The sequence below is a fragment of the Hydrogenophaga sp. NFH-34 genome (genome assembly GCF_021401345.1).
Taxonomy (GTDB): Bacteria; Pseudomonadota; Gammaproteobacteria; order Burkholderiales; family Burkholderiaceae_C; genus Hydrogenophaga; species Hydrogenophaga electricum.
The window spans coordinates 37796-56632 of record NZ_JACBGE010000010.1 but is presented as its reverse complement, the minus strand read 5'-3'; the positions used below and the strand labels follow the sequence as shown (position 1 = coordinate 56632).

At 66.9% G+C, this 18837-nt stretch carries 23 protein-coding genes; 10 read left to right on the top strand and 13 right to left on the bottom strand.

The window, feature by feature from the left end; genetic code table 11:
• Window position 1: 1 nt before the first annotated feature.
• Window positions 2-373, bottom strand: coding sequence for a hypothetical protein (locus L0977_RS11135; protein WP_234264936.1), 372 nt, complete (start codon window positions 371-373; stop codon window positions 2-4).
• 132 nt (window positions 374-505) lie between these two features.
• Window positions 506-1174, bottom strand: coding sequence for a transcriptional repressor LexA (gene lexA, locus L0977_RS11130; protein ID WP_234265050.1), 669 nt, complete (start codon window positions 1172-1174; stop codon window positions 506-508).
• 128 nt (window positions 1175-1302) lie between these two features.
• Here lexA and L0977_RS11125 point away from each other — a divergent pair, with 128 nt between their 5' ends.
• Window positions 1303-2286, top strand: coding sequence for an asparaginase (locus L0977_RS11125; protein ID WP_234264935.1), 984 nt, complete (start codon window positions 1303-1305; stop codon window positions 2284-2286).
• 61 nt (window positions 2287-2347) lie between these two features.
• On the opposite strand, the gene adk is transcribed toward L0977_RS11125, so the two are convergent.
• The 6 genes from adk to L0977_RS11095 all read right to left on the bottom strand — a co-directional run bounded on the left by adk (window position 2348) and on the right by L0977_RS11095 (window position 6352).
• Window positions 2348-3004, bottom strand: coding sequence for an adenylate kinase (adk, locus tag L0977_RS11120; RefSeq protein ID WP_234264934.1), 657 nt, complete (start codon window positions 3002-3004; stop codon window positions 2348-2350).
• A gap of 159 nt (window positions 3005-3163) precedes the next feature.
• Window positions 3164-3937 carry a 3-deoxy-manno-octulosonate cytidylyltransferase gene (gene kdsB, locus L0977_RS11115; protein WP_234264933.1) on the bottom strand — a complete coding sequence of 258 codons (774 nt, stop codon included), beginning with the start codon at window positions 3935-3937 and terminating at the stop codon, window positions 3164-3166.
• Window positions 3934-4149 carry a Trm112 family protein gene (locus tag L0977_RS11110; protein ID WP_234264932.1) on the bottom strand — a complete coding sequence of 72 codons (216 nt, stop codon included), beginning with the start codon at window positions 4147-4149 and terminating at the stop codon, window positions 3934-3936. Before L0977_RS11110 ends, kdsB begins: the two co-directional genes overlap by 4 nt.
• Before the next feature lie 46 nt (window positions 4150-4195).
• Window positions 4196-5266, bottom strand: coding sequence for a tetraacyldisaccharide 4'-kinase (gene lpxK / locus L0977_RS11105; protein WP_234264931.1), 1071 nt, complete (start codon window positions 5264-5266; stop codon window positions 4196-4198).
• A 5-nt stretch (window positions 5267-5271) separates the two neighbouring features.
• Window positions 5272-5703, bottom strand: coding sequence for an ExbD/TolR family protein (locus tag L0977_RS11100; protein ID WP_234264930.1), 432 nt, complete (start codon window positions 5701-5703; stop codon window positions 5272-5274).
• A gap of 16 nt (window positions 5704-5719) precedes the next feature.
• Window positions 5720-6352: a MotA/TolQ/ExbB proton channel family protein gene (locus L0977_RS11095; protein ID WP_234264929.1), complete on the bottom strand. Its 633-nt coding sequence runs from the start codon at window positions 6350-6352 to the stop codon at window positions 5720-5722.
• Window positions 6353-6688: 336 nt separating this feature from the next.
• Between L0977_RS11095 and xseA the strand changes: the two genes are divergently transcribed.
• Complete coding sequence (gene xseA, locus L0977_RS11090) at window positions 6689-7999, top strand: exodeoxyribonuclease VII large subunit (RefSeq protein ID WP_442786628.1); 1311 nt, start codon at window positions 6689-6691, stop codon at window positions 7997-7999.
• A gap of 115 nt (window positions 8000-8114) precedes the next feature.
• Window positions 8115-8696 (top strand): superoxide dismutase, encoded by a 582-nt coding sequence (locus L0977_RS11085; RefSeq protein ID WP_234264927.1) that lies wholly within the window; start codon window positions 8115-8117, stop codon window positions 8694-8696.
• Between the two features lie 77 nt (window positions 8697-8773).
• Here L0977_RS11085 and L0977_RS11080 read toward each other — a convergent pair whose 3' ends face one another.
• Window positions 8774-9367 carry a peroxidase-related enzyme gene (locus tag L0977_RS11080; protein WP_234264926.1) on the bottom strand — a complete coding sequence of 198 codons (594 nt, stop codon included), beginning with the start codon at window positions 9365-9367 and terminating at the stop codon, window positions 8774-8776.
• 65 nt (window positions 9368-9432) lie between these two features.
• Here L0977_RS11080 and pcaC point away from each other — a divergent pair, with 65 nt between their 5' ends.
• Window positions 9433-9837 carry a 4-carboxymuconolactone decarboxylase gene (gene pcaC / locus L0977_RS11075; RefSeq protein ID WP_234264925.1) on the top strand — a complete coding sequence of 135 codons (405 nt, stop codon included), beginning with the start codon at window positions 9433-9435 and terminating at the stop codon, window positions 9835-9837.
• Window positions 9838-9882: 45 nt separating this feature from the next.
• Window positions 9883-10866, top strand: a complete 984-nt coding sequence (locus tag L0977_RS11070) for a Bug family tripartite tricarboxylate transporter substrate binding protein (RefSeq protein WP_234264924.1) — start codon at window positions 9883-9885, stop codon at window positions 10864-10866.
• Between the two features lie 18 nt (window positions 10867-10884).
• Here the strand turns inward: L0977_RS11070 and L0977_RS11065 are convergent, their stop codons facing one another.
• Window positions 10885-11442: a LuxR C-terminal-related transcriptional regulator gene (locus L0977_RS11065; RefSeq protein ID WP_234264923.1), complete on the bottom strand. Its 558-nt coding sequence runs from the start codon at window positions 11440-11442 to the stop codon at window positions 10885-10887.
• A gap of 139 nt (window positions 11443-11581) precedes the next feature.
• On the opposite strand from L0977_RS11065, the gene L0977_RS11060 reads away from it, so the two are divergent.
• The 4 genes from L0977_RS11060 (at window position 11582) to L0977_RS11045 (ending at window position 15474) form a co-directional block, all read left to right on the top strand.
• Window positions 11582-12283, top strand: coding sequence for a CoA transferase subunit A (locus tag L0977_RS11060; RefSeq protein WP_234264922.1), 702 nt, complete (start codon window positions 11582-11584; stop codon window positions 12281-12283).
• Between the two features lie 10 nt (window positions 12284-12293).
• On the top strand, window positions 12294-12929 hold the full coding sequence (locus L0977_RS11055; RefSeq protein WP_234264921.1) for a 3-oxoacid CoA-transferase subunit B: 636 nt from the start codon (window positions 12294-12296) through the stop codon (window positions 12927-12929).
• 194 nt (window positions 12930-13123) lie between these two features.
• On the top strand, window positions 13124-14515 hold the full coding sequence (gene tadA, locus L0977_RS11050; protein WP_442786627.1) for a tRNA adenosine(34) deaminase TadA: 1392 nt from the start codon (window positions 13124-13126) through the stop codon (window positions 14513-14515).
• Between the two features lie 2 nt (window positions 14516-14517).
• On the top strand, window positions 14518-15474 hold the full coding sequence (locus L0977_RS11045) for an LD-carboxypeptidase (RefSeq protein ID WP_234264920.1): 957 nt from the start codon (window positions 14518-14520) through the stop codon (window positions 15472-15474).
• A gap of 36 nt (window positions 15475-15510) precedes the next feature.
• Here L0977_RS11045 and L0977_RS11040 read toward each other — a convergent pair whose 3' ends face one another.
• On the bottom strand, window positions 15511-15843 hold the full coding sequence (locus L0977_RS11040; protein WP_234264919.1) for a hypothetical protein: 333 nt from the start codon (window positions 15841-15843) through the stop codon (window positions 15511-15513).
• Between the two features lie 397 nt (window positions 15844-16240).
• On the opposite strand from L0977_RS11040, the gene L0977_RS11035 reads away from it, so the two are divergent.
• Window positions 16241-17185, top strand: a complete 945-nt coding sequence (locus L0977_RS11035) for an adenylate/guanylate cyclase domain-containing protein (RefSeq protein ID WP_234264918.1) — start codon at window positions 16241-16243, stop codon at window positions 17183-17185.
• A 24-nt stretch (window positions 17186-17209) separates the two neighbouring features.
• Here L0977_RS11035 and L0977_RS11030 read toward each other — a convergent pair whose 3' ends face one another.
• Together L0977_RS11030 and L0977_RS11025 are read right to left on the bottom strand one after the other, a co-directional pair.
• Window positions 17210-17884, bottom strand: a complete 675-nt coding sequence (locus L0977_RS11030) for an EF-hand domain-containing protein (protein WP_234264917.1) — start codon at window positions 17882-17884, stop codon at window positions 17210-17212.
• A gap of 128 nt (window positions 17885-18012) precedes the next feature.
• On the bottom strand, window positions 18013-18828 hold the full coding sequence (locus L0977_RS11025; RefSeq protein WP_234264916.1) for an ABC transporter ATP-binding protein: 816 nt from the start codon (window positions 18826-18828) through the stop codon (window positions 18013-18015).
• Window positions 18829-18837 lie beyond the last annotated feature (9 nt).

The following is an 18837-nucleotide window of genomic DNA, read 5'->3' as shown; positions in this document are numbered from 1 at the left end:
ATCAGGCCGCTTTCACCGCGTGTTGCTGCGACTCCAGTGCCACCAGACGGTCCAGTTCGGCGCAGACATCGTGCATGCGGCCAGAGATCACCAGGCGGCCTTCCTGGCCGTGTTGACGCACCAGCAAGGGCTGGCGACGAGCCTTATCCAGGCGATGCACGTTGGAACGGGAAAGTGCCTGCTGCTTCGAGAGTTGGGGGGAGGGCGCCGCAGGTGTGGACGGCTTGGCATGCAGCCAGCCGGCACGTGAAAAAAGCTGCACGATCCGGGCCGAGCGCTCGCGCCTGACGATGGGCGCAGGCTCCAGCGCGAGCCAGCTATCGATCAGGCGCAAAGGGGCACGCCAGGTATTGCGAGCAAAAGGGATTCCCATGTGAAACTCCAGGCAAGGGGTTGAACACAGGCAGGATTGAAAAAAGTTCGCCCGCGCAGGGATGTGCCCGAGGAGTTGTCAACTCCCCGCGCAACCGCCCGCCACCTGCACCGGCGATGAAGACCGGTAGGGTCAGATCAGGAAACTGTTGCGGATCAGGCCCACAGCCAAACCTTCGATTTCGAAAGGTTCACCTGGCTCCACCACGATGGTGCGGAAGTCGGGATTTTCGGCGTGCAGTTCGATGCGGTCGTCGCGCCGCATGAAACGCTTGACCGTCACGTCGTCACCCAGCCGGGCCACGACGATCTGGCCGTTGCGCGCATCGCGTGTGGACTGCACGGCCAGCAGGTCCCCATCCATGATGCCGACGTCGCGCATGGACATGCCCCGCACACGCAGCAGATAGTCGGGCTGGCGCTGGAACAGGCTGCGCTCGACGTGGTAGGTCTGATCGACGTGCTCCTGGGCGAGAATCGGCGAGCCGGCTGCCACCCGGCCGATCAGCGGCAGCGCCAGCTGGGCCAGGCCCGGGAGGGTGAGCTGGTGTTCGCGGGCTTCGTTGATGGAACGCAGATCACGCCCGCGAAGACGGATGCCCCGGGAGGTGCCGCTGACCAGCTCGATCACCCCTTTGCGGGCCAGGGCCTGCAAGTGCTCTTCGGCCGCGTTGGCCGATTTGAAGCCGAGCTCGGCCGCGATTTCTGCGCGCGTCGGCGGGGCACCGGTGCTGGCAATGGCTTTCTGGATCAGCTCCAGAATCTGCTGCTGGCGGGCCGTGAGCTTGGGCGAGGAGAGCAAGGGGTCCAACATGACGTACCTTTCGGAAAACCGGCGAGACATCGGGCTGATGCCGGAAGACCGCCGATCAAAGTGACTGTTTTCTTATCCAGTAACTGTATTTTTACCCAGTTCAAGGAGTTTCGCAAGTGCCCCATCACACAGACGACCTGCTGACCGTTCCGCCCGACTGCAAGGTGGTGATTCTGGGCACCGGGGGCACCATTGCCGGGCGTTCGGTCGGTGCCGATGACCCCGTGGCCTACGTGGCCGGACAGGTGGCGGTGCGCGATCTGGTCGCCGGCGTGCCGGCGCTGGCACAGTGGCCGCTGGCCCTGGAACAGGTGGCCCAGGTTGACAGCAAGGACATGGGGCTGCCGGTCTGGCAGCGGTTGGTGCGGGCGGTCGAGTTGCACATGGCGCAGCCGTCCGTGGCGGGCATCGTCATCACCCATGGCACGGACACCCTGGAGGAAACCGCCTACCTGCTTCAACGGTTGCTGCAGCCAGCCAAACCGGTCGTGCTGACCTGTGCCATGCGCCCGGCGACGGCGCTGGTGCCCGACGGCCCCCAGAATTTGCTTGATGCCGTGGTCGTGGCAGCAGATGCGCAGGCGCGTGGTGTGCTGGCCGTCTGTGCCGGGCAGATTCACCGCGCCGAGCATGTGGCCAAGGTGCACAGTTACCGGCTGGACGCCTTCTCTTCGGGCGATGCCGGACCGGCCGGCTGCGTGGAGGCGGGACAGGTCCGCTGGTTTCAGCCGCTCGCCTTGCCCGAAGCACCGGACACCCGCTTGCTGGCTGCTTTTCTCGCGGCACCGGCGTTGCCGAAGGTGCCGCTGCTCACCAGCCATGCCGATGCCGATGGCGACCTGGTGCGGGCCTTGTTGACGCTGGCGCCCGAGGGTCTGCTGGTCGCCGGCACCGGCAACGGGACCCTGCACGACAACCTGGTGGCGGCCTTGCTGGAAGCGCAGCACGCGGGCGTGCGGGTGGTGCGTGCGAGCCGGTGCGCACAGGGGCGGGCCATGCCGGATGATCGCAACCCATTTCCGGTCGCGGCCCCGCTCAATGCGCCCAAAGCCCGTCTGGCGCTGGCCTTGGACCTCCTTGCAGAACGCAGCGGACGCTGACGACAGGCGGCCACAAAAAAAGCCCGGCAAAGGCCGGGCTTGGCGGGAGCGGGAAGAAGGCTTACTGGGCCAGTGCCGCCAGGGCGCGCGAGGTGATCTCTTCCACGGTGCCCATACCGCTGATGGCGCGGTACTTCGGTGCCGCGGCCGCATCGGCCTGTGCCCAGTTGCGGTAATAGTCCACCAGCGGGCGGGTCTGGGCACTGTAGACCTCCAGACGCTTCTGGACCGTTTCTTCCTTGTCGTCATCGCGCTGGATCAGCGGTTCGCCGGTCACGTCGTCCACACCGTCCACCTTGGGCGGGTTGAACTTGACGTGGTAAGTGCGGCCGCTGGCCGGGTGGGAACGCCGGCCGCTCATGCGCTCGATGATGGCATCGAAAGGCACATCGATCTCGAGCACGTAATCGAGCTTGACACCTGCAGCCTTCATCGCATCGGCCTGGGGGATGGTGCGGGGGAAACCGTCGAACAGGAAACCGCCGGCACAGTCGGGCTGGGCGATGCGTTCCTTGACCAGGTTGATGATCAGGTCGTCGCTGACGAGGCCACCGGATTCCATGACCGCCTTGGCCTGCAGACCCAGGGGCGTGCCGGCCTTGACCGCGGCGCGCAGCATGTCGCCGGTGGAGATTTGCGGGATACCGTACTTCTGGCAAATGAAAGCGGCTTGTGTGCCTTTGCCAGCGCCGGGGGCGCCCAACAGAATCAGTCTCATCGGTTTCCTTTATCAGAGTTTCAAGAAGCAGGGGCCGAGCGCGGGCACAAGCCAGGCGGGCCAGTCGGTCGAGGATAGCATGGGCTTTCCCCCAGTCGCCTTACACGCTGTCGCCCCGGAGGGGTGGTCCGTGCAGCGGGAACGGGCCGGTTTTCCGGCTCAGCCGAACAGGGCGCGGACGCGTGCGAGGTCGTCCGGGGTGTCCACCCCAGGGCCCGGTGCTTCTTCGGTCACGTGCACCGCGATGCGCTCGCCGTGCCAGAGCACGCGCAGTTGCTCCAGCGATTCGATGCGCTCCAGCGGTGCGGGCTCCAGGGTCGGGAAGCGGCGCAGGAAACCGGCCCGGTAAGCGTAGATGCCAACGTGCCGCAAGGGTGCGGGCGAGGGCAGGGGGGTGTTGTCGGTCAGTCCCTCGGCCGAGGCCATGCCATCGCGCCACCAGGGAATGGGGGCACGGCTGAAGTACAGCGCCGTGTGCTGGCGGTCGAGCACCACCTTGACCACATGGGGGTTGAGGAACTCGGCCATGCCGGCCAGCACATGGGCTGCCGTGCTCATCACGCAATCGGTGCGTTGCCGGAGCTGCTCGGCCACGGCATCGATCAATGCAGGCGCGATGAGGGGTTCATCGCCCTGGACATTGACCACCACCGCATCGTTGGCCAGATCCAGCAAGGCACAGGCTTCGGCCAGCCGGTCGCTGCCGGACGGGTGATCGGTGCGCGTGAGCAGGGCCGCCACGCCATGGGCCTGGCAGGCGCGAACGATGCGTTCGTCGTCCGCCGCCACGACGCAGCGTGCCGCACCACTCAGCGCGGCCCGTTGGGCGACCCGGACAACCATAGGCACGCCGCCGATGTCGGCCAGGGGTTTGTCCGGCAGGCGGGTCGAAGCGAGCCGCGCCGGAATCAGCACCGTGAAGGGGGCGCTCATGCTGCCGGGTCGGCCGGCGACGTGGGCTTGGGGCGCTCCGCTTCGTCGTCGCTCAGCGGGCGGGCTTCGTGTTCGAGCAGGATGGGAATGCCATCGCGCACGGGGTAGGCCAGGCGGGCGCTGCGCGAGAGCAGCTCCTGCTTTTCGCGGTCGAAGACCAGCGGTCCCTTGGTCACGGGGCACACCAGCAGTTCAAGCAGTTTCGAATCCATGGCGCAATGATAGTGAGTGCCGCGGGGGGCGCAGGGTCTCGGTCGGTCAGGCGGGTTGGCGGGCCGCGGTCTGGCGCAGCCGCGCAGCCACGTGATCGATCAGCGCTGGCGGCAGCGTCACGGCCAGGGGCACGGTCCAGGCACGCAGTGTGCCGGTGCGGCCAGCCAGCAGGGGAAACAGTTTGACCGCATCCTTCTCGGTGCAGATGAGTTCGGCATCGGGGTGGGACTGCACCAGCCGCGCGTAGGCGTCGGGGCCGGCGTGGTCGGGCAGGGCGATCTGTTGAGAAAGGGTCAGCCCTTCGGCAAGCAAGGCCTGGAAAAACACACCCGGGCGGGCGATGCCCGCGAGCGCCACCAGCGGGCGATCACGCAGCCGGGCCAAGGGCATGTGCGTGCCCTGCTCATTGCGCGCCTCGCTGATCAGGCCACGCTGCAGGGAAAACACCACCTGACCGGCTGCCAAAGGTGGTGCGTTCAACCCGGTGTGCAAAACGACGTCGGGCGCAAAAGCCATGCCGGCACGCGGTGGCCAGGGTTCGCGCAAAAGGCCCGCCGGCAGCAGCCAGCCGTTGCCCATGCCCCGGTCGTCGAACACGGCCAAGGCCAGATCGCGGCCCAGCGACCAGTGCTGCAGGCCGTCGTCGCAGACGATCACGTTCACGTCGGGGTGCGCGGCCAGCAGGGCGCGGCCAGCGTCTGCGCGCTGGCGACCGACCCATACCGGTACCTCCGTGGCCGATCGGATCAGCAGCGGCTCGTCGCCCACCTGTTCCGCAGACGCTGCCGGCCCGACCGCGCTGACCTCGGTGCCGGTCCGGCCGTGGCCGCGCGAGACGACGCCGGGGCGCCAGCCACGGGCTTTCAACGCCTGCACCAGGGCGATGGTGGTGGGGGTCTTGCCGGCGCCACCGACGACCACGTTGCCGACCACGATGACGGGCACGGGCAGGCGCTGGACGCGGGACCAGCCGGCCACATAGGCCTGCCGCCGCAAGGCCACCAGAGCGCGGTAGAGCAGCGACAGCGGCCACAGCGCGCGTGCCTGGGCGCCGCGCCGGCTGGCCAGGGCCAGCCATTCGGCCTGCCGCCGCGCCCGGGAGTCGGCGTCGGCCATGGGAATCAGCGTCGCTGGCGACCGTCGCCGGATTGCTGGGTCGCGAAGGTGATCTGCACCAGACCCGCGCGCCGGGCTGCGTCCATCACGTTGACCACCGACTGGTGCGTGGCGGCGGCGTCGGCACTGATGATCACCACGATATCGCGCTGATCCCGGGCCGCCTGCAGCAGGCTGCGCGTGAGCTGCGCCACATCGCCGCCGTCGACCGCCTGGCGGTTGATCGCATACCGGCCATCGCTGCTGATGGTCACGATCACTTCCTTGGGGTATTCGCGCTGCGCCTGGGCGTCGGCCACCGGCAGATTCACCTGCAGTTCGGTGAACTTGGAATAGGTGGTGGTGAGCATCAGGAAGATGAGCACCACCAGCAGGATGTCGATGAACGGGATCAGGTTGACCTCGGGTTCATCGCGCGAACCGGGACGGAAGTTCATGCTTCGCCGGCCTTCCTTACTTGCGCAGCGTCAGCAGGTGGCGCACGAAACGCTCCGACGCCACCTCCATCGACAGCAGGTAGCCGTCGACCCGAGCCCGGAAGTAACGCCAGAAGATCAGCGCGGGAATCGCCACGATCAGCCCGAAGGCCGTGTTGTACAGCGCGATGGAAATGCCGTGCGCCAGCTGCGCCGGATTGCCGCCGCCGGTCATGCCGCCATCACCGCCTTGCGAGCCGAAAATCTCGATCATCCCGATCACGGTGCCCAGCAGGCCCAGCAGGGGCGCTGCCGAGGCGATGGTCGCCAACGCACCCAGGTAGCGCTGCAGCTTGGCGGCGGCAAGCCGACCGGCACCTTCGAGGCCGGAGCGCAGTTCGTCCTCGGTGGCGCGCGGGTTGTTCAGCAAGGCCCGGAAGCCGCTGGCCAGCACTTCGCCCAGCAGGGAGTTCTGTTCGAGCTGCGACACCACTTCGGCGCTGGGAACGCCTGCACGCGACACCATGATGGCTTCATCGAGCAGCGGGGCGGGCACGACCTTGGCCGTCTTGAGGCTGAGGAAGCGCTCGATCACGAGGGCCAGACCGAGGATGGAGCAGGCAATCAACGGCCAGATCGGCCAACCAGCGGCTTGTATGATGGACAGCAAGACAGGGGCTCCTGACAGGCGGCGCCGCAAGGCGGCAAAAAGTTCGCAGGCGATTATCGCCCAGTGCCCGCGCCGCCTCTGGCGCCCACGCTGCCGAAGCTTGCCGCCCGCCGGCCGCTTCATGCACATTTTCTGTGGATAACTTTGTGAAGAACCTGGGCTCACCCGCTGCCAGTGCCAGCAGATACGGGACTTTCCTTGCGTCGATGAGAAAAACAGCAGTGCAAAACGCTTTGGAATCAACGAACTGTCTGCCAATCCCTCGGCGCTGGGTGCACGAGCGCGCCGTCGCCAGCAACGGCGCGGCTTGTGGACACATTTGTGCCGGAGAAGCCTGTGTCTGAAGCGTTTCAGGCATCCGCTGAAGCACCGGCGCGGCCTGTGTGGGGCGTTGGGCCGCTGATGCGCGCCATCGCTGACACACTGGCGGCGCGGTTCAATCCGGTGGCGGTGCGCGGCGAGATTTCGGGGTTCTCGCGCGCGGCCAGCGGGCATTGTTACTTCCAGCTCAAAGATGACAGTGGTCAGTTGCGTTGCGCCATGTTCCGCCGCGCCGCCGACGCGCTGCGCTTCGCCCCGGCCGATGGCCAGCGCGTGGAAGCCCATGGCAAGCTGGACGTGTATGGCCCCCGCGGCGACTTGCAGCTCATCGTCGAACGCCTGGTGCCTGCGGGGCAGGGCAACCTGTTCGAGCAGTTCCTGCGGCTGAAGGCCCGGCTGGAAGCCGAAGGCCTGTTCGACGCCGACCGCAAAAGGCCGCTGCCGGCCCAGCCACGCAGCATCGGTGTGGTGACTTCGCTGGGCGCTGCCGCCCTGCGCGACGTGGTCACGGCCCTGCGGCGGCGCGTGCCACACCTGCCCGTCGTGATCTACCCGGCGTCGGTCCAAGGTGCACAGGCGCCGGCCGAGATTTGTGCCGCGCTGCGTACCGCGTACCGGCGCCATGCCGACACCGGCGAGAGCGAGGTGCTGCTGCTGGTGCGCGGTGGTGGTTCCCTGGAGGACCTCTGGTCGTTCAACGACGAAGCCGTGGTGCGCACCGTCGCCGAAGCGCCCATGCCCGTGATCAGCGGGGTGGGGCACGAAACCGATTTCACCCTGGCCGATTTCGCGGCCGACCTGCGGGCGCCCACGCCCACCGCAGCGGCCGAACTTTGCGCGCCCGAGCGCTCGGTGCGGCTGGGCGAGCTCGAATACCTGCATGAAGCGCTGCAGGATCGGCTCTACCGGCAGATTGACCAGCGTGCACAACGGCTGGACCGCCTCGCCCAGCGGCTCGGACGCCCCTCGGCGCGGCTGCACGAACACCGGGAGCAACTGACGGTGCTGGAGCACCGGCTGGCGCGGGGCGTGCAGCAGCAGTACCAGCGCCAGAGCGCCGGCCTGCAGCGGCTGTCGGTGGCTTTGCCGGCCGCCTGGGCCCGCTCGCGCGAGAGCGCCCGTTTGCGCCTGCAGCGCCTGGAGGTGGCGCTGGGGCACCTCGATCCGCGCCTGGTGCTGGAACGCGGCTATGCCTACCTGACCGACGGCGCCGGCGCGACCGTGACCCAGGTGGCACAGGTCCATACCGGCCAGGCACTCACCGCCACGCTGGCCGACGGCGCACTGGCGTTGGCCGTGCAGGGCGTGCGACCGGAGAAACCCTGATCCGTCCAGGTGGCTCGTGCTTCCCTACAATGCGCCTCACGTCGGGCCCAGCCGCGAGCCACCGCCCGGTGCCACAGGAATTCACCCACCATCGATCACGACAAGAGGAACCCACATGGAACACACCTTGCCCCCGCTGCCTTACGGCCTGGACGACCTGGCACCCCACTACAGCCGCGAGACCCTGGAATACCACCACGGCAAGCACCACAACGCCTATGTGGTGAACCTCAACAACCTGCAAAAGGGCACCGAGTTCGAAAGCAAGACCCTGGAAGAGATCGTCAAGACCTCCAGCGGCGGCATCTACAACAACGCGGCCCAGATCTGGAACCACACCTTCTTCTGGAACTGCATGAAGCCCAACGGCGGCGGTGAGCCCACCGGCGCCCTGGCCGCAGCCATCAACGCCAAGTGGGGCAGCTACGCCGCTTTCAAGGAAGCCTTCGTGAAGTCGGCCGTGGGCAACTTCGGTTCGGGCTGGACCTGGCTGGTCAAGAAGGCCGACGGTTCGGTCGACATCGTCAACACCGGTGCCGCCGGCACCCCGCTGACCACCGCCGACACCGCGCTGCTGACCGTGGACGTGTGGGAACACGCCTACTACATCGACTACCGCAACCTGCGTCCCAAGTTCGTGGAAACCTTCCTGGACAAGCTGGTCAACTGGTCGTTCGCCGAAAAGAACTTCGGCTGAGCACCAGTTCACTCCCGCTCCCGAGTGCAAAAAGGGCAGGCCGAAAGGCCTGCCCTTTTTCATGGGGACCGCAGCGGTTATCGGGCTTTCGGTACCCGGCCCATCAGGTAGAACTCGGGGTTGGGCATCATGCCGCTGAAGCTGGCCATGCGGTTGGACAGGCCGAAGAAGGCCGTGATGGCGGCAATATCCCAGGCATCCTCGTCGCTGAAGCCGTGTGCGTGCAGGGCCTGGAAGTCCGCCTCCTCGATGGCATGCGACTGCTCGCAGACCTTCATGGCGAAGTCGAGCATGGCGCGCTGACGCGCACTGATGTCGGCCTTGCGGTGGTTGACCGCGACCTGATCGGCCACCAGCGGCTTTTTCTCGTAGATGCGCAGCAGGGCGCCGTGGGCCACCACGCAGTACAGGCACTGGTTGGCCGCGCTGGTGGTGGTCACGATCATTTCGCGATCCCCTTTGCTCAGGCTGGACGTGCGGCCCACCGATTCGGGCATCATCAAGGCGTCGTGGTAGGCAAAGAACGCCCGCCACTCAGCCGGGCGGCGGGCCAGGGCCAGAAACACGTTGGGCACGAACCCTGCTTTCGCCTGAACCTCCAGAATCTGGGTCTTGAGATCGTCGGGCAGGTCGTTCAGATCGGGCAGGGGGTAACGCGCTGGTTCACTCATGGTTTGTCTCCTGTCGGGGTGTGCTGGCGTCAGCTTATCCTCTCGCGCTGATCGATCTCTGACACATGGAGCACAGTTTGCAGGACGAAACCTATCTGAAAGGCCTGGCCACCCGCCGGGCAGTCATGGGCGATGCCCATGTCGACCGGGCACTGGCCGGGGCCACCGCTTTCACGCAGCCGATCCAGGACCACATTTCGCGCGCCGCCTGGGGCGAGGTGTGGCAACGGCCCGGCCTGGACCGCAAGACCCGCAGCCTGATCACCGTGGCCATGCTGACAGCGCTGGGCAAGCAGCACGAGCTCAAGGGCCATGTGCGGGGGGCGCTGAACAACGGTGTCACCGTCGACGAACTGCAGGAAGTGCTGCTGCACGCGGCCATCTATTGCGGTGTGCCGGCCTCGGTCGACGCCTTCCGCACTGCGGCCGAGGTGGTCGATGCGCCGCCGCCCGCCGGCGCGGCGTCCTGACCCGGATCCCAAATACCTTTTCTCTTCTTTCATTCAGGAGCTTCCATGTCCCTTCTTCGCCGTTCCGTTCTGATCCGTTCGCTGCAGGCCGCGCTTGCCCTGAGCGCCGTGGCCGGCCTGACCCCGGTCCAGGCCCAGAACACCACCACCCGCATCCTGGTCGGCTTCCCGGCCGGTGGCGGCACCGATGCCATCGCCCGCATCCTGGCCGAACGCCTGCAGGCCGAGCTGGGCCACAGCGTGGTGGTCGAAAACAAGGCCGGTGCCGGCGGCCAGATCGCGGCCCAGGCGCTCAAGGCCGCCCAGCCCGACGGCCACACGCTGTTTCTGAGCCACGACCACAGCGTTTCCATCCTGCCGCTGACCATGAAGAACCCGGGCTTCGATCCGGGCAAGGACTTCGTGCCCGTGGCCGGTTTTGCCACCTTCGTGAATGCGGTGGCGCTGTCGGGGGGCACGCCCGCCAAGGACTTCAAGGGCTGGGTCGACAGCGTCAAGGCCGCTGGTGGCAAGGCCAGCGTCGGCATTCCGGCCCCGGCCTCGACGCCGCAGTTTGCGGTCCAGGTGATCGGCAAGCAGTTCGGTCTGGACCTGGTGGCAGCGCCGTACCGGGGCAGCGCGCCGATGATGGGCGACATGCTGGGCAACCAGATCCCGGCCGGCGTCGGCTCGGTGCCCGACTTCATCGAGAACCACAAGGCCGGCAAGCTGCGCGTGGTGGCTGTCATGGGCACGCAGCGCCAGACTGCGCTGCCCGATGTGCCGACCTTCACCGAAGTCGGCATCAAGGGCTTTGAGGAAGTGCCGTACTACGGCCTTTTTGCACCAGCGGGCACGCCCAGGGCGGCGCTCGACAAGCTGGGTGCCGCGGTGCAGAAGGTGATTGCGCAGACCGACGTCAAGGACAAGCTGAACACCATGGGCCTGACCGTCGGCTACATGAGCGGCGCCGAGCTGGGCAAGCGCGAAGTCGCTTACCGCGAGGTCTGGGCGAAGATCATCAAGGACAGCGGCTACCAGCCGCAGTGAGCCGGCGCCGGGCTGGGCTCAGCCTTCGAGCAGGCGGTGCACCAGGTCGGCCGTGCTGTGCGCCTGGTACTTGCGCATCAGCCGCGCCCGGTAAATCTCCACGGTCCGGTGGCTGATGCCCAACTGCCGACCGATCTCCTTGCTGGTCAGGCCCTTCATCAGGAAGGCGGCCACCTCGCGCTCGCGCCCGGTCAGTTCGGCCCTGACGGTGCGCCGCGCACTCAGGTCTTCGAAGCACCAGATGCCGGCTTCGTGCGGCGCCTCCGGCCGCAGAGCGCGGCCGGTCACGTGGCACCAGAAGGTCTCGCCCTTGAAGCGCCCGTCCACGCGCTTCATGATCCGGTCATCGGCGTAGGTGCCGTTGCTGTTGAGCGAATGCGCGATGCGCGCGCCCGTGCGTTCGTATTCGCTCACGCTCGGGTACAGGATCAGGAAGCTCTGGCCCACGAGCTGGTCGCGCGTGACGCCGAACATCTCGCACAGCGCCTGGTTGCAGTTGAGAATGGTGCGCTGGCGCGACAGCGCCAGGCCCACCGGAGCCTGCTCGAAAGCGAGGCGGTAGTCGATGCTTTCCATGATCGGTACCCGTTCCCGGCCCCGGCCCCGGGCAGATCGCCGGGCAGGGCGTGTTTTCCTTTACGAAATACTACGTACGTAGTTACGTAGTATCGTTGCAGACCTTGTTGATCCCTCACCCTCACTGGAGCCCGACGAAGTGAACAAGATCTATCCCAGCGCGGCCGATGCCCTCCAGGGCGTCGTGGCCGACGGCCAGCTCATCGCCGTGGGCGGTTTCGGCCTGTGCGGCATTCCCGAAGCCCTGATCGACGCCCTCAAGGATGCTGGCGTCCAGAACCTGACCGTGATTTCCAACAACGCCGGCGTCGACGGTTTCGGCCTGGGCAAGCTGCTGGAAACCCGCCAGATCAAGAAGATGATCGCCAGCTACGTCGGCGAGAACAAGGAGTTCGAGCGCCAATACCTGGCCGGCGAACTGGAATTGGAATTCACGCCCCAGGGCACGCTGGCCGAAAAGCTGCGCGCCGGCGGCGCCGGCATTCCCGCCTTCTTCACCAAGACCGGTGTCGGCACCCTGGTGGCCGAGGGCAAGGAACTGCGCGAATTCGACGGCGAGACCTACGTGATGGAACGTTCGCTGGTGCCCGAGGTGGCGCTGGTCAAGGCCGACGTGGCCGACAAGAGCGGCAACCTGCGCTTCAACCTGACGGCGCGCAACTTCAACCCGGCCGCAGCCACCGCAGGCAAGGTCTGCATCGTGGAGGTGGAGCGCATCGTGGAAGTGGGCGAGATCGCCCCCGACGACATCCACCTGCCGGGTATCTATGTGCACCGCATCGTGCACAACCCGAGCCCCGAAAAGCGCATCGAAAAGCGCACCACCCGCGAACGCACGTAAGGAGAACACCATGCCCTGGACCCAAGACCAGATGGCCGCGCGCGCGGCCCAAGAGCTGGAAGACGGCTTCTACGTGAACCTCGGCATCGGCATCCCGACGCTGGTGGCCAACCACACCGGCGACAAGGAGGTGTGGCTGCAATCCGAAAACGGCATGCTGGGCATCGGCCCGTTCCCGTACGACGACGAGGTCAACCCCGACCTGATCAACGCCGGCAAGCAGACGGTGACCACGCTCAAGGGCTCGTCCATCTTCGGCTCCGACCAGTCGTTCGCCATGATTCGCGGCGGCAAGATCAACCTGTCCATTCTGGGCGCCATGCAGGTCACGGCCAGTGGCGACCTGGCCAACTGGATGATCCCCGGCAAGATGGTCAAAGGCATGGGCGGTGCCATGGACCTGGTGGCCGGCGTCAAGCGCGTGATCGTGCTGATGGAGCACGTGGCCAAGAAGAAGGACGGCACGACGGACATGAAGATCCTGCCCGAATGCACGCTGCCGCTCACCGGCAAGGGCGTGGTCGACCGCATCATCACCGACCTGGGCGTGATGGACGTGACGCCCGAAGGCTTGAAGCTGGTGGAACTGGCCGACGGCGTGACCCGCGAGGAAATCCAGAGCAAGACCGGCGTGCCGCTGATCTGATCTGAGCTGAGCTGAGCGGACTTTGCCCCGCCGGCGGCGTGCCAGCCTGGTGCACGCTGCCGGCCGTTTCCCGGTCCCGGTGCACGGCATGCATCGCTGCTGAAACACCGGGTTGGCGCCGGGTGCGGCCTTCCTCCCGACGGGTTTGCGTGGACGGGGCTGAAGGCCCTCTGTGCAGCCGCTACAGTCGGGGCATGACCCCACCCGCAATGACCGACGCCGACTTCATGCGCCTGGCCCTGGAACAGGCCGAGATGGCGTCTCGCGCGGGCGAAGTGCCCGTGGGGGCGGTCCTGGTGCGGCAGGGGCGGGTGATCGCCACCGGGCGCAATGCGCCGATCGGCGATGCCGACCCGACGGCGCATGCCGAAATCACCGCCTTGCGCGCCGGCGCCCACGCGCTGGGCAATTACCGGCTCGACGATTGCGAGCTCTTTGTCACCCTGGAGCCTTGCGCCATGTGCACCGGCGCCATGCTGCACGCGCGACTGCGGCGGGTGGTTTTCGGGGCGCCCGACCCCAAAACCGGCGCCGCCGGTTCGGTGGTCAACCTGTTCGAGCAGCCCGCGCTCAACCACCAGACGGCGGTGCAGGGCGGGGTGCTGGCCGACGAATGCGGTCTGGCCCTCAGTGCGTTTTTCCGCCAGCGACGCGAAACGCGGCGCCAGCAGGCCCAGCCGGTGCGCGAAGACGCCCTGCGCACGCCCGAAGCGCGGTTTGCTGACCTTCCCGATTACCCCTGGGCCCCGCACTACCTGAGCGACCTGCCCACGCTGGATGGCCTGCGCCTGCATTACCTGGATGAGGGGCCGGCCGATGCCCGCCGCACCTGGCTGTGCCTGCACGGCAACCCGGCCTGGAGCTATCTCTACCGCAAGATGATCCCGCGCTTCCTGGCGGCCGGCGACCGGGTGGTGGCGCCCGATCTCATCGGCTTCGGCAAGAGCGACAAGCCCAAGCGCGAGGATGCCCACCAAGTGGGCTGGCACCGGCAGGTGCTTCTGGAACTGGTGGCGCGGCTGGACCTGCGGCACGTGGTGCTGGTGGTCCAGGACTGGGGCGGCATCCTGGGGCTGACCTTGCCCATGGAAGCACCCGAGCGCTACGCCGGATTGCTGGCGATGAACACCCTGCTGGCCACCGGGGACGAACCGCTGTCACCGGGTTTCCTGGCCTGGCGGGACATGTGCGCGCAGAAGCCCGACTTCGACGTCGCCCGGCTCTTCGCGCGCGGCAATCCCCATCTGTCGGCGGCCGAATGTGCGGCCTACATGGCCCCGTTTCCCGACCGCGGGCACCGCGCCGCCTTGCGCGCTTTTCCCCGGCTGGTGCCCGAGCACCCCGATGACGAAGGGGCTGCGGTCGCGCGCCGCGCCCGCACGTTCTGGCACGAAACCTGGCAGGGGCAGACCTTGCTGGCCATCGGCCAGCAGGATCCGGTGCTGGGCGAACCGGTGATGCGCGCCCTGGGCACCCGAATCCGCGGCGCGGGCGAACCGCTGCTGCTGCCCGAGGCGGGGCATTTCGTGCAGGAGCACGGGGAACGCATTGCCCAAGCCGCCATCGAATTTTTTTCCCTTTCCTGACCATGAGCCACATCTATCTGTATTCCCCTTCCAGCGCCGTGCGCGACAAAGCGGCCTTCCGGCGCGGCGTCGCCCTGCTCAAGCGGCTCGGCCACGAGGTCGAGATCGATCCCGACGCGCTGCGCAGCCACATGCGTTTCGCCGGCGATGACGAGACCCGGGTCGCGGCGATCACGCGCGCAGCCGCCAGCGGCGCCGACGTGGCCCTGATCACGCGCGGGGGTTACGGCCTCACGCGCATCCTCCCCACGCTGCCGTACCGCCAGATCGCGCGGGCGGTCGACAAGGGCACACAATTCGTCGGTCTGAGCGACTTCACGGCCCTGCAATGTGCCGTGCTCGCCAAGACAGGGACCACCACCTGGGCCGGTCCGGCGCTGGGCGAAGACTTCGGGGCCGAAACACCCGACGACATCATGCTGGCGTGCTTCGACGACCTGCTCGACGGCCACGGCGAAGGCAGCGGCTGGCGGCTGCCGGTGCGCGACCTGCCCGCGCTGGCCCGCCGCCTTCCCGCCAGGGCCGCCACCCCAACCGACGCGGAAGAGGGGCCTTCCCTGCACATCCGCAAGGCCACGCTCTGGGGTGGGAACCTGTCGGTGCTGTGCTCGCTCGTCGGCACGCCCTGGCTTCCGGCGGTGCGCAATGGCGTGCTGTTTCTGGAGGACGTGAACGAACATCCCTACCGCATCGAACGGCAACTGACCCAGTTGCTGGAGGCGGGCATTCTGGGCCGCCAGAAGGCGGTGCTGCTCGGCAGCTTCAACCGCTACAAGCCGGTACCGCACGATCGCGGCTTCAAGTTGCAGACGGTGGTGGACTGGCTGCGTTCGCGCCTGAAAGTGCCCGTGCTCACGGGCCTGCCGTTCGGCCACGTGCCCACCAAGGTACTGCTGCCGGTCGGGCAGCCGGTGGATCTGCTGGTGGAAGGGCGCGACGCGCTGATCTTCTGGGGCTGAGGGCACCCGGCACCCGGGTGTGGCGTGCCGCCGGCCTCAGCGATGCAGGCGGCAGGCGTCGATCAGGCTGCGGGGAATCAGGCCGTGGAACACGGGTGTGAGCTGGCGCACCGTGCCGACCGCAACCGCCTCGCCGTGCAGGCGACTCAGCACGGCCACCATTTCGGCGCGCGCGTACCAAAGCGCGTGAGCGTCGTGCAGGTACTGCAGGCGCCGGTGCAACTGCGGGTTGAGCTGGGCGCCGTCTTCGCCCAGCGCCCTCAGCATGGCTTGCCGCACGGGCTCCAGGGCTTCGGGCGAAGTCTTTCTTTCGTCCCCTCCCAGCAGGGCAGAAATGGTGTTTCGAATACCGGGTTTGGTCCAACGCATGGTTCTGTGCCTCAACGACGTCTCAGGTTCTTGTCAGGCCGGTTAAGCAAAGAATAAGCCCACGCTGGCTGTCCCGATACAGGGAGCGCCCTTCTACCGATAAAAAAACAACAGCCAAATCATCGAGTTACACGGTTTCCTTAAGATGGAGCCTTCAATTTTTGAATACCTTTGATCGAAGCTTGTGTGGCCGGTGCTCCTTGGAAGGCTCGCAGGTAAAACCTTTGGCCCAACCCTGATCGACGGAGCGGATCAGCGGGCCGTCTTCGCTGGGCGCAGGCTTGGGTGCCTGAAAACGGTGTGAAAAAAAACACGCATATCCTGTTTCTGTCGCTGCTGCCCGCGGGCGCTGCGACCGGCATTGGCCGTGATCTAATGGCTGGGAACCCACCGCCCCATGGCTGAACTCACGATCGCTTTTGTGGACCTGACCGGCAGCGTGTCGGTCTATGAGACGCTGGGCAACGATCGCGCGGCCCGGGCGGTGACCAAGCTCACCCAGTGGGTGGGCAGCCTGGCCATCGAACATGGCGGCCAGGTGGTCAAGATGCTGGGTGACGGCGTGCTCATGTCCTTTGCCAACAACCGCCAGGCCATCGAATGCGTCAGTCGCATCCAGCAGGAACACGCGCAGCGCGTGCTGCAGTGGCCTGATCGGCTCAAGCTGCTGATGCAGATCGGCCTGGCCCGGGGCCAGGTTGTGGTGGTCGATGGCGATTGTTTCGGCGACGCGGTGAACGTGGCGTCCCGCCTGAGCGACCTGGCCGGCCCTGAACAGATCCTGGCCACCGATTCGGTGATCCGCAAGCTCGGCGCACGCTCCGGCGTGCGCAGCCGCAGCCTGGGCCCCATGCGCATCAAGGGGCGGGCCGAGCCCTGCGAAGTGTTCCGGGTGGAATGGCAGACGGAAATGGGTTCCGAATTTCTCACCCTGCCGGCCGACCTGCACGCGGTAGCCAAGCAGCGTGAGTCGGTGTTCGGGGGGATCGAGCTGGGCTGGCTGGATGCCAGTCTGTCGTTCAACCTGACCGACCTGCCGGTGCGCATCGGGCGCGCGCCGGAGGCGGATTTCGTGGTGGCCGATCCGCGTGTTTCGCGCATGCACTCGACGATCGACATCCGTTCGGGCAACTATGTGCTGGAAGACATTTCCAGCTACGGCACCTGGGTGCGTTTTGCGGGCAACGACCACATCCTGTCGCTGCGGCGGCAGGAATGCCTGTTGCACAGCGACGGCGAAATCGCCATGGGGGCGCCATTCACCGACTACAGCACCCCGACCATCAGTTTCCGCCTGGTCGATGGTTCGATGGTGCTGGGCCGGGGGCCGCTGGACGCCTGAGCGACTGCGTCCGCAGGGCTGCCGTCACGCCGTGGCGTTACCGCTGCCGCTGGGGTTCTGGTTGTACAGCCGCGAAGCCAGCTCGAGCTGGCTGGACAGCTGGGCAATGAAGGCCGTCAGTTCCTGGCCGCTGATCTGGCCATCGTTGTCGGTATCGAGCCCGGCGACGAGCTCCTGCAGGCGGGATGTGACCGCGCCCGGTTCGGTGCTGGCCGTGGCCGTGTCGCCGTCTGCGGTGGACTGTACCGTGGTCACGGTGGTGGTCGTGGTGGTGGTGACCACGCCGGCTTCCGCGTTGCCGATGCCAAATTCGGCCTTGGAGATGACCCCATCGCCATCGGTATCGAGTTCGGCAAAACGGGCCTCGTCGCCCCGCGATTGCACGAAGGCCTGCGTCCCGCTGCTCGCGGGGGCGAGCAGGCCCAGCAGGGCCTGCGTCATTTCGGCGCCCGAGAGCAGGGCATCGCCATCGGTATCCGCCTGCTGAAAAAGGGTGTTGGCGTCGCCGGAAACGGGCAGACCGAACTTGGTGGCCACCTTGTCCAGCGCGGCCTGGAATTCGCTGGCGTCGATGGCGCCGCTGCCGTCCAGATCGGCTTTTTTCATCACCTTGCCCTGCAATTGCGAGGTCAGGTTGGGGGCCAGATTCAGCAGGGACTGGGCCCAGAGGTTCTGGGCGTTGCTGCTCGTTGTGCTCATGAGGCGGTTCCTTTCGTCGAACGGTTCCCCACAACGCGGGGCCACGCGGCAATGGTCGACGAAAAGCCGGGGCGCGAAGCGCCGCAACAACGGCCGCCAAACCCGCCAGTTCGGTGCTTAGGCGCGGCTCACTTGAGGTTGCCGGAGAGGAACTGGGCCAGCCGCTCGCTGCGTGGGCGCGCCAGCACTTCGCGTGGCTGCCCCTGTTCTTCGATGCGCCCCTGGTGCAGGAAGATCACGTGGTTGGACACCTCCCGCGCGAAGCCCATTTCATGGGTCACCACCAGCATGGTGCGGCCTTCTTCGGCCAGCAGCTTCATCACGCGCAGCACTTCGCCCACCAGCTCCGGGTCGAGCGCGCTGGTGGGTTCGTCGAACAGCATCACCGCCGGCTCCACCGCCAGCGCACGCGCAATGGCCACGCGCTGCTGCTGGCCGCCGCTCATGTGGGCCGGATAGCGGTCTTCCACACCGCGCAGGCCCACGCGCTCCAGGTATTTGCGCGCCGTGGCCACGGCCTGGTCCTTGGGCACGCCCAACACGTGCACGGGCGCTTCGATGATGTTCTGCAGCACCGTCATGTGGGCCCACAGGTTGAAGTGCTGGAACACCATGGCCAGGCGCGTGCGCAGGCGCTGCAACTGGGCGGCATGCACCGCCTGCAGTTCACCATGGCGGTCCGGCTTGAGCTGCAGCTCCTCGCCCGACAGCGCGATGCGGCCGCTGTTGGGTTTTTCGAGCAGGTTGATGCAGCGCAGCAGCGTGCTCTTGCCCGAGCCGGAGCTGCCGATCAGGCTGATCACGTCGCCAGCGCGCGCCTGCAGCGACACGCCTTTGAGCACTTCGTTGGGACCGAAGCGCTTGTGGATGTCCTGTACGTCGAGCAGCACGGCAGACGGACCGCCGTTGGCGGAGGCGTTGTCGGTGGGGGCGGCGTCGTTCATGGGCACGGA